The organism is Citrobacter sp. Cpo045 (assembly GCF_030332875.1).
In the GTDB taxonomy this organism is placed as follows: Bacteria; Pseudomonadota; Gammaproteobacteria; order Enterobacterales; family Enterobacteriaceae; genus Citrobacter; species Citrobacter portucalensis.
Map to the genome: position 1 here is coordinate 140775 of NZ_JAOWGZ010000072.1, position 10166 is coordinate 150940.

Annotated in this window: 12 protein-coding genes; 11 read left to right on the top strand and 1 reads right to left on the bottom strand. The window is 51.5% G+C overall.

The window, feature by feature from the left end:
* The first annotated feature begins 261 nt into the window (after positions 1-261).
* Positions 262-642 carry an inner membrane protein YbjM gene (locus OGY13_RS03345; RefSeq protein WP_003035356.1) on the top strand — a complete coding sequence of 127 codons (381 nt, stop codon included), beginning with the start codon at positions 262-264 and terminating at the stop codon, positions 640-642.
* Between the two features lie 34 nt (positions 643-676).
* On the opposite strand, the gene OGY13_RS03350 is transcribed toward OGY13_RS03345, so the two are convergent.
* Positions 677-940, bottom strand: coding sequence for a GrxA family glutaredoxin (locus OGY13_RS03350; protein ID WP_008784241.1), 264 nt, complete (start codon positions 938-940; stop codon positions 677-679).
* Between the two features lie 172 nt (positions 941-1112).
* Between OGY13_RS03350 and OGY13_RS03355 the strand changes: the two genes are divergently transcribed.
* From OGY13_RS03355 to rlmC, 10 genes are all read left to right on the top strand, one after another.
* On the top strand, positions 1113-1403 hold the full coding sequence (locus tag OGY13_RS03355; RefSeq protein WP_213752065.1) for a DUF1418 family protein: 291 nt from the start codon (positions 1113-1115) through the stop codon (positions 1401-1403).
* On the top strand, positions 1387-2109 hold the full coding sequence (gene nfsA, locus OGY13_RS03360) for a nitroreductase NfsA (RefSeq protein WP_008784243.1): 723 nt from the start codon (positions 1387-1389) through the stop codon (positions 2107-2109). The genes OGY13_RS03355 and nfsA overlap by 17 nt, the downstream gene beginning before the upstream one ends.
* Positions 2110-2168: 59 nt before the next feature.
* Positions 2169-3071, top strand: coding sequence for a 30S ribosomal protein S6--L-glutamate ligase (gene rimK / locus OGY13_RS03365; RefSeq protein WP_003831660.1), 903 nt, complete (start codon positions 2169-2171; stop codon positions 3069-3071).
* Between the two features lie 90 nt (positions 3072-3161).
* Positions 3162-3638, top strand: coding sequence for a type III secretion system chaperone family protein (locus tag OGY13_RS03370; RefSeq protein ID WP_003831662.1), 477 nt, complete (start codon positions 3162-3164; stop codon positions 3636-3638).
* 433 nt (positions 3639-4071) lie between these two features.
* Positions 4072-5184 carry a spermidine/putrescine ABC transporter substrate-binding protein PotF gene (gene potF, locus OGY13_RS03375; protein WP_213752064.1) on the top strand — a complete coding sequence of 371 codons (1113 nt, stop codon included), beginning with the start codon at positions 4072-4074 and terminating at the stop codon, positions 5182-5184.
* Between the two features lie 138 nt (positions 5185-5322).
* Positions 5323-6456, top strand: a complete 1134-nt coding sequence (gene potG / locus OGY13_RS03380; RefSeq protein WP_003831665.1) for a putrescine ABC transporter ATP-binding subunit PotG — start codon at positions 5323-5325, stop codon at positions 6454-6456.
* Between the two features lie 9 nt (positions 6457-6465).
* Positions 6466-7419 (top strand): putrescine ABC transporter permease PotH, encoded by a 954-nt coding sequence (potH, locus tag OGY13_RS03385; RefSeq protein ID WP_071445005.1) that lies wholly within the window; start codon positions 6466-6468, stop codon positions 7417-7419.
* On the top strand, positions 7416-8261 hold the full coding sequence (potI, locus tag OGY13_RS03390; protein ID WP_008784246.1) for a putrescine ABC transporter permease PotI: 846 nt from the start codon (positions 7416-7418) through the stop codon (positions 8259-8261). The genes potH and potI overlap by 4 nt, the downstream gene beginning before the upstream one ends.
* A 59-nt stretch (positions 8262-8320) precedes the next feature.
* Positions 8321-8809 (top strand): YbjO family protein, encoded by a 489-nt coding sequence (locus OGY13_RS03395; RefSeq protein ID WP_003035378.1) that lies wholly within the window; start codon positions 8321-8323, stop codon positions 8807-8809.
* Positions 8810-8850: 41 nt separating this feature from the next.
* Positions 8851-9978, top strand: coding sequence for a 23S rRNA (uracil(747)-C(5))-methyltransferase RlmC (gene rlmC / locus OGY13_RS03400; protein ID WP_213752063.1), 1128 nt, complete (start codon positions 8851-8853; stop codon positions 9976-9978).
* Positions 9979-10166: the final 188 nt, after the last annotated feature.

A 10166-nucleotide genomic window follows, 5' to 3' on the forward strand; every position in this document is an offset into this window, starting at 1 on the left:
ACTTCTTGTTTACTAGTAAGCTATTGAAAGAAATGGCAATTTACGCTAATGTTTTTGCCAGAAATTAAGGGGCGATAGCATCGTACACAGCCCCGAATAATGCAGCATAACAATATATGCGGTTAGTTTAATCTCATTACGTATCAACGGCTATAAGAATCGTGTGGGTGTGTTTTTGGCATGGAATGCCGAGTTACTTTATCTGACTGGACGCCTGCGGGCGAAAAGAGTGTTCGATAGAGAATGTGTCAGGAGGAACGATTGAAACATAAGCAAAGTTGGGCGAGTGCGGTCTGCTGCTTTGTGCTGTTTATTGTGGTGTGTCTTTCATTAACGCTGAACGTGAAAGGGGCATTCAGAGCGGCAGGGCATCCTGAGGTCGGATTGTTGTTTTTTATCTTACCGGGTGCTGCAGCAAGCTTCTTTTCCCATCGACGGGAAGTGCTCAAACCCCTGCTTGGTGCAATGTTGGCGGCGCCGTGCTGCCTGTTACTGATGCGGTTCGTTTTTATGCCGACGCGTTCATTGTGGCAAGAGCTGGCGTGGTTGTTTAGTGCGGTGTTTTGGTGCGCACTTGGCGCATTATGTTTTTTATTTATCAGTAGCTTATTCAATCAGCATCAACGGCGGAAAAAGAACTGATGACGCCCTCAAGGTGAGGGCGTAGAAACCGCTATCAGGCGAACAGATTCATGTTCTCTTTTGCCCAAGCTTCAAAATCCGTGCAGCCGCCGATGTGTTTTTGATCGACAAAAATCTGCGGAACGGTTTCAACTGGCTTACCTACCGTCTTTTCCAGATCTGCTTTGGTAATTCCTTCAGCATGGATATCAATGTAGCGGAAGTTAAAATCTTCATGCTCACTGCTTAATTTTTCTGCTAATTCTTTTGCGCGCACGCAATACGGGCACCCTGGGCGACCAAAAATAACGGCAAACATCTCTTTCTCCTCGAACTTATCAGGCCGGATGGCAATACTGGTTATGATGCCGCGATTTGTGACGGATGGAAAGCAGGTTCAGCCTGTTGCTTTGATATCCTCAAGCTATATCTGTTAAACACGGCAAGCCGGAACGTTTTATAATGGAAGCCATTTCGCCGGGAGGCCGCGTATGCGCACAATTGGTGTATTACCCAAAAGCGTATTGATGCTGGAAATAATTGGGATGGTTTTGTTATCGCTGGCGCTGCTATCGCTTAACGATTACCTCACCTTGCCCGCACCGCTTAACAGCCCGTTAGCCTGCGTGGTGATGATATTTCTGGGCGTACTGCTGATGCTCCCTGCTACGGTGGCGTTGATGTGGCGTGTTGCTCAACTGCTGGCACCGCAACTGATGTCTCGCACACCCGGTGATTCAACTGATTCAGACAGAGACAAAAGAGATGACTCCAACCATTGATTTACTCCGCAGCCACCGTTCCATTCGCCATTTTACTGATGATGCCATTTCGGATGCACAGCGTGAGGCGATTATTGCCGCCGCTCAGGGAACGTCAAGCTCCAGTTTTCTACAGTGCACGACGATCGTTCGCATAACGGATAAATCCTTGCGTGAATCACTGGCTACCTTATCTGGCGGTCAAAAGCATGTGGCACAGGCCGCTGAGTTCTGGGTGTTTTGCGCTGATTTTAACCGTCATTTGCAGATTTGCCCTGACGCGCAACTTGGGCTGGCGGAACAGCTGCTGCTGGGTGTGGTTGATACTGCAATGATGGCGCAAAATGCATTGACGGCGGCAGAGTCGCTGGGACTTGGCGGCGTGTTTATTGGCGGTTTGCGTAACAATATTGAGCCGGTCACCGAACTGCTGAAGCTTCCGCAACATGTTCTGCCGCTCTTTGGATTGTGCCTCGGCTGGCCTGCGGATAACCCGGATATCAAGCCGCGCCTGCCCGCATCGCTTGTGGTGCATGAAAACCAATACCAGCCACTCAACAGTGATGTGTTGGCGCAATATGATGAGCAGCTCGCGCAGTACTATCTGACCCGAGGCAGCAATACCCGCCGCGACACCTGGAGCGATCATATTCGCCGTACCATCATTAAAGAAAGTCGCCCCTTTATCCTGGAATATTTGCATAAACAGGGATGGGCTACGCGCTAAAGATTTTAACCCAGTGTATGATACGCCAGCTTTTACCAGGTCATTCAGAGAGGTGCAGGGTGAAAATTGCCATTTTGTCCCGGGACGGAACGCTCTATTCTTGTAAACGCCTACGTGAAGCGGCGATGCAGCGCGGTCACCTGGTTGAAGTTATCGATCCCCTTTCTTGCTATATGAACATCAGCCCGGCGGCATCCTCTATTCATTACAAGGGCCGTCAGCTTCCTCATTTCGATGCGGTGATCCCGCGGATTGGTTCCGCGATTACCTTTTATGGGACGGCGGCGCTGCGCCAGTTTGAGATGCTGGGTAGCTATCCGTTGAATGAATCAGTAGCGATTACGCGAGCGCGCGATAAGCTGCGTTCGCTACAGCTGCTGGCGCGTCAGGGAATTGATTTACCCATTACCGGAATTGCTCACTCTCCGGACGATACCAGCGACATGATTGACATGGTTGGCGGTGCGCCGTTGGTGGTGAAACTGGTTGAAGGCACCCAGGGTATTGGCGTGGTGCTGGCGGAAACGCGGCAGGCTGCAGAAAGCGTGGTAGATGCCTTTCGTGGGGTGAATGCCCATATCCTGGTTCAGGAATATATCAAAGAAGCGAAGGGTCGCGATATCCGCTGTTTCGTGGTGGGCGATGAAGTAGTGGCCGCCATTGAACGACGGGCTAAAGAGGGCGATTTTCGTTCTAATCTCCATCGCGGTGGGGTGGCGACTATTGCGAGTATCACGCCGCGCGAAAGAGAAATTGCGCTCAAAGCCGCCCGGACGATGGGCCTGGACGTTGCAGGCGTTGATATTCTGCGTGCTGATCGAGGGCCACTGGTCATGGAGGTCAACGCGTCTCCGGGGCTGGAAGGCGTGGAGAAAACCACCGGAATAGACATTGCCGCGAAAATGATCCAGTGGATCGAGCGCCATGCTACTCCTGAATTTTGTCTTAAAATCGGCGGCTAAGCGCAATATCGATTGCGATCGTGGTATGACACGCTCTTTTTGCGTAAGCTGTGCCGGTATTTTTTTCATCAATAGAGGTCGCACATTATTATGACATCACTGGTCGTTCCCACTCTGGATACGTTGCGTCAATGGCTCGACGACCTGGGCATGAGTTTTTTTGAATGCGATACCTGTCAGGCGCTGCACTTGCCACACATGCAGAATTTTGACGGCATCTTTGATGCAAAAGTTGATTTGGTCGATAACGTCATTCTGTTTTCTGCGATGGCGGAAGTCAGACCTTCTGCATTGCTGCCACTGGCAGCCGATCTGTCTGCGATCAATGCCAGTTCACTGACGGTGAAAGCGTTTCTGGATATGCAGGATGATAATCTGCCAAAGCTGGTGGTTTGCCAGTCTTTATCCGTTACGCCGGGCGTAACCTTTGAGCAGTTTGAATGTTTTGTTCGCCAGAGCGAAGAGCAAATATCGATGGTGATCCTCGAAGCCGGAGCGCATCAGCTGTTATTTAATGCTGAAGAAGATGCGCAAAACAGTACCGCTGAAATTCATTTCCTCCATTAATTCTTCCTGAATCTGGACATATATTGCGCAGCCGCTGCCAGAGCGGTTGCGTATTGCCTGTTTTTATTCTGCATTTAACCTTTCATTAAAGAATTATTCACCTCGATTCAGCGCCTTCCGCTTTATGTCATAGACAATTCCTGCATAAAAAATTGATAAAAGACGTTTTTTAATCTGGGCTATATCCACAATTCCTGGCTAAAGTTATTCTTGCGAAGCTTACCAACGTCATCATTTAAACAGCCCCTTGTGACCTAACCTGTGGCCACAATGTGTGTTGAATGCATAGGCGGATGCCAGCGAGCAACAGCGGCATGAGGAGAGGTCTCTCTTTTCATCGGTGCCGCATGAAAGAATATGCACGTTTCTTGCATATCATTAGAGTGTGACATTTTTGTTCGTTTGTTAACGAACTTTCAGAAGGAAAGAGATTATGACCGCCTTAAATAAAAAATGGTTATCAGGCCTGGTTGCGGGTGCTCTGATGACCATCTCTGCCGGCACGCTCGCTGCTGAACAAAAAACGCTGCATATATATAACTGGTCTGATTATATTGCCCCGGACACGGTGGCTAATTTTGAAAAAGAGACCGGAATTAAAGTTATCTATGACGTATTTGATTCCAATGAAGTACTGGAAGGTAAGCTCATGGCTGGCAGTACCGGCTTTGACCTTGTCGTTCCTTCTGCCAGCTTCCTTGAGCGTCAACTGACTGCGGGCGTATTCCAGCCGCTTGATAAGAGCAAATTGCCGGGCTGGAAAAATCTTGATCCTGAACTGCTGAAGTTGGTGGGTAAACACGATCCGGACAACAAGTTCGCGATGCCGTATATGTGGGCTACGACCGGTATTGGTTATAACGTGGATAAAGTCAAAGCGGTGCTGGGGCCAGATGCGCCGGTTAACAGCTGGGATTTAATCCTCAAACCGGAAAATCTGGAAAAACTCAAAAGCTGCGGCGTCTCTTTCCTCGATGCGCCCGAAGAGGTGTTTGCCACGGTGCTGAACTATTTGGGTAAAGACCCAAACAGTACCAAAGCGGATGATTACACCGGACCGGCAACCGATCTGCTGTTGAAGCTGCGCCCAAATATTCGCTACTTCCACTCCTCGCAATATATTAACGACCTGGCAAACGGTGATACCTGCGTCGCGATTGGCTGGGCAGGGGACGTATGGCAAGCGGCAAACCGTGCGAAAGAAGCGAAAAATGGCGTCAATATCTCCTTCTCAATTCCTAAAGAAGGTGCAATGGCGTTCTTTGACGTATTCGCGATGCCTGCCGATGCGAAAAACAAAGATGAAGCCTATCAGTTCCTCAATTACCTGCTGCGCCCTGATGTGATTGCGCATATCTCCGACCACGTGTTTTATGCCAATGCCAACAAAGAAGCGACGGCTCTGGTCAGCCCTGAAGTTCGTGACAACCCGGGTATCTACCCGCCTGCGGATGTTCGCGCCAAGCTGTTCACACTGAAAGTACAGGATCCGAAGATCGATCGTGTACGTACCCGCGCATGGACGAAGGTAAAAAGCGGGAAATAAACCGATGTTTGGGACATGACCCGGCAGGATTTTTGCCTGCCGGGCAGCGTTGAACCCGGACACATATAACCCGGCAATACGCACCGTTATGGTGCGTTATTTGCACCGTTTCTTTGTTTTATGCCGGAGAGCACCTGAGTGAATGATGCAACCCCACGCCCACAAGCGAAAATCCGCAAGGCGCTGACCCCGCTGCTTGAAATTCGCAATCTGACCAAGTCATTTGACGGTCAGCACGCCGTTGATGACGTCAATCTTACTATCTACAAAGGTGAAATATTTGCTCTGCTCGGCGCGTCCGGCTGTGGCAAATCGACTCTGCTACGGATGCTGGCGGGATTTGAACTGCCGACCACCGGGCAAATCATGCTTGATGGCGTCGATTTAGCGCATGTCCCGCCTTATCTGCGTCCGATTAATATGATGTTTCAGTCCTATGCTCTGTTTCCGCACATGACTGTCGAGCAGAACATTGCCTTTGGCCTCAAGCAGGACAAACTGCCGAAGGCTGAAATCGCCAGTCGGGTGAATGAGATGCTGGGACTCGTGCATATGCAGGAGTTCGCCAAACGCAAGCCACATCAGCTTTCTGGCGGCCAGCGTCAGCGCGTGGCATTGGCGCGCAGCCTGGCAAAACGGCCAAAACTGCTGCTGCTGGATGAGCCGATGGGAGCGCTGGATAAAAAACTCCGAGACCGCATGCAACTGGAAGTAGTGGATATCCTTGAACGCGTCGGCGTGACCTGCGTGATGGTGACACACGATCAGGAAGAAGCCATGACGATGGCGGGCCGTATTGCGATCATGAACCGTGGCAAATTTGTTCAGATTGGCGAGCCTGAAGAGATCTATGAGCATCCGACTACGCGCTACAGCGCAGAGTTTATCGGTTCGGTAAACGTTTTTGAGGGACTGCTAAAAGAACGCCAGGAAGATGGTCTGGTGATTGAGTCTCCTGGACTGGTGCATCCGCTGAAAGTGGACGCCGATGCTTCTGTTGTCGATAACGTCCCGGTATACGTTGCGCTGCGCCCGGAGAAAATCATGCTCTGCGAAGCCCCTCCGCCAGAGGGTTATAACTTCGCGGTAGGCGAAGTGGTACACATTGCCTATTTGGGCGATTTGTCGGTGTACCACGTACGTTTGAAAAGCGGCCAGATGTTGAGCGCCCAGCTACAAAATGAGCATCGTTATCGCAAGGGATTACCAACCTGGGGTGACGAAGTCCGTTTATGTTGGGATGCGGACAGCTGTGTGGTGTTGACGGTTTAAGGAGCGAAGATGAGTACACTTGAACCTCCGGCACGCGTGGATAAAGCAGGGCGATTCACGCTGTTTATGTCGCGGCTGCAAATGAAGCACGGGCGCAAGCTGGTGATCGCGCTGCCGTATGTGTGGCTGCTGCTCCTGTTTCTGCTGCCTTTTCTGATCGTCTTCAAAATCAGTTTGGCTGAAATGGCGCGCGCTATTCCTCCCTATACGGACCTCGTTTCATGGGCTGACGATCAGTTATCCATCACGCTCAATTTAGGCAATTTTTTGCAATTGACGGACGATCCGCTCTATTTCGATGCCTACATGCAATCGTTACAGGTGGCGGGAATTTCGACAATCTGTTGCCTGCTGCTGGGATACCCACTGGCATGGGCCGTCGCGCACAGTAAACCCTCAACGCGTAATATTCTGCTGTTGCTGGTGATCCTGCCGTCCTGGACCTCGTTTTTAATTCGCGTATACGCCTGGATGGGGATCCTAAAAAACAACGGCGTGCTGAACAACTTCCTGATGTGGTTGGGCGTAATCGACCAACCGTTGACGATTTTGCACACCAATCTGGCGGTCTACATCGGTATTGTTTACGCCTATTTGCCCTTTATGGTGCTGCCGATTTATACCGCGCTGACCCGTATCGATTACTCGCTGGTGGAAGCGGCGCTGGATTTAGGTGCCCGGCCGCTGAAGACCTTCTTTAGCGTGATTGTGCCGTTGACCAAGGGTGGGATTATCGCCGGGTCAATGCTGGTATTTATTCCGGCTGTTGGCGAGTTTGTGATCCCGGAACTGTTGGGCGGCCCGGATAGCATCATGATTGGTCGCGTGCTGTGGCAGGAATTTTTCAATAACCGCGACTGGCCGGTGGCTTCTGCTGTCGCCATTATTATGCTGCTGCTACTGATTGTGCCGATCATGTGGTTCCACAAATATCAGCAAAAAAGCGTGGGGGAACACGGATGAATAACTTACCGGTCGTTCGCTCGCCGTGGCGTATTTTTATCCTGGTAGTGGGCTTTACCTTCCTGTATGCGCCGATGCTAATGCTGGTTATCTATTCGTTTAACAGCTCGAAGCTGGTGACGGTCTGGGCGGGGTGGTCAACACGTTGGTATGGCGAGCTTTTTCACGATAGCGCGATGATAAGCGCCGTCGGCATGAGTTTAACGATTGCTGCGGGTGCTGCGACGATGGCGGCAATCCTTGGCACCATCGCCGCCGTGGTAATGGTGCGCTTTGGTCGTTTTCGCGGTTCGAATGGTTTCGCTTTTATGATCACCGCGCCGCTGGTCATGCCGGATGTTATTACCGGTTTGTCGCTGCTGCTGCTGTTTGTTGCGTTGGCTCACGCCATCGGCTGGCCGGCGGATCGCGGCATGCTGACCATCTGGCTGGCGCACGTCACTTTCTGTACGGCATATGTGGCGGTGGTGATTTCTTCACGCTTGCGCGAACTGGATCACTCCATTGAGGAAGCGGCGATGGATCTCGGCGCCACGCCGCTGAAGGTCTTTTTCGTCATCACCCTGCCGATGATTATGCCGGCGGTGATTTCCGGTTGGCTATTAGCCTTCACTCTGTCACTCGATGATCTGGTTATTGCCAGCTTTGTCTCTGGTCCTGGCGCCACAACGTTACCGATGCTGGTGTTCTCCAGCGTACGTATGGGGGTAAACCCGGAGATCAACGCCCTGGCGACGCTGATCCTTGGTGTGGTAGGAATTATCGGATTTATCGCGTGGTATCTGATGGCGCGAACAGAAAAACAACGGATCCGCGATATCCAACGTGCAAGACGCGGCTGAAAAAACTAAAATCTGCCAACCTGTCTATACGGCGCAGCTGTGGTGGTTGCGCCGTTTTCATGGAAGACGACGCGTTGGGATTTTTTAAGAAATCATCCACATCACATGCTCGCTTAAACGTCCCTGCTTTGGTGCAGGTGGCGGCGCTGGCTATTATCATGATCCGCTGTCTCGATCTGTTGATGATTTTTAATACGCTTGGGTTTCGTGGAACCAGTGAGTTTATTCATCGCAGTGTGCAGACCTGGAATTTGACGCTGGTGTTTCTGGGCAGTCTGGTGCTGCTATTTATCGAAATTTACTGCGCATTTTCGCTGGTAAAAGGACGGAACTGGGCACGCTGGATCTATCTGTTGACCCAGATTATCGCCAGCGTCTATCTGTGGGCGGCTTCGCTGGGCTACGGATATCCCGAACTGTTCAGTATTGCGGGGGAGTCCAGACGCGAAATCCTGCATACGCTGGTGATGCAAAAACTGCCGGATATGCTGGTATTGCTGCTGCTGTTTGTTCCTGCGTCCAGCAGGCGGTTCTTCCGTTTGCAATAACGTGTATAATCTTGGCCCCCGGTTAATTTGTAGGTCTTTGTATGCAATGCGCACTATATGACGCCGAACGCTGCCGCTCCTGTCAGTGGATAACACAGCCTGTCGCCGATCAACTCTTCGAAAAAACAGCCGATCTGCAGAATCTGCTGGCCGAGTACCCGGTCGGAGAATGGTGCGCGCCGGTCAGTGGTCCGGAAAGCGCGTTTCGTAATAAAGCCAAAATGGTGGTCAGCGGCAGCGTGGAAAAACCGCTTCTGGGAATGCTGCATCGTGACGGTACGCCTGAGGATTTGTGCGACTGTCCGCTCTATCCTGAGTCTTTTGCGCCCGTATTTGCCGCGCTTAAGCCGTTTATCGCTCGGGCGGGGCTGACGCCCTATAACGTGGCGCGCAAACGCGGGGAGCTGAAATATCTGCTGTTAACGGAAAGCCGATACGACGGCGGTATGATGCTGCGTTTTGTCCTGCGTTCTGACGCAAAACTGGCACAACTGCGCGCGGCACTACCCTGGTTGCAGGCACAACTCCCACAGTTAAAAGTGATCACTGCCAATATTCAGCCGGTGCATATGGCGATTATGGAAGGGGAGACAGAAATCTTCCTGACGGAACAACAGGCGCTGGCGGAACGCTTTAACGATGTGCCGTTGTGGATCCGCCCGCAGAGTTTCTTCCAGACTAACCCGGTAGTGGCGGGGCAGTTATATGCCACGGCGCGTGACTGGGTGCGTCAGCTTCCGGTTAATCACATGTGGGATCTGTTTTGCGGCGTTGGGGGTTTTGGTCTGCACTGTGCTACACCGCAAATGAAACTGACAGGGATTGAAATCGCGCCAGAGGCGATTACCTGCGCGAAGCAGTCAGCGCAGGAGCTTGGGTTGCAGAATCTGCATTTTCAGGCGCTGGATTCAACCCAGTTTGCTACCGCTCAGGGCGAAGTACCTGACCTGGTGCTGGTGAATCCGCCGCGTCGCGGGATTGGAAAACCGTTGTGCGATTTTCTTTCCCGCATGGCACCGCGTTTTATCGTTTATTCCAGCTGTAATGCGCAAACCATGGCGAAGGATATTCGTGAGTTGCCCGAGTATCGCATTGAACGCGTCCAACTTTTCGATATGTTCCCACACACCGCGCACTATGAAGTGCTAACGCTGCTCAGCCGACAATAACTGCCATGCCTGATGGCGCTTCGCTTATCAGGCCTACGGAGATATTCAGGGCTGTAGCAATGTAGGCCGGATAAGGCGCTTGCGCCGCATCCGGCAAATGCAACATGCGAAAAAAAAGCCCGTACTTTCGTACGAGCTCTTCTTAAAATATGGCGGTGAGGGGGGGATTCGAACCCCCGATACGTTGC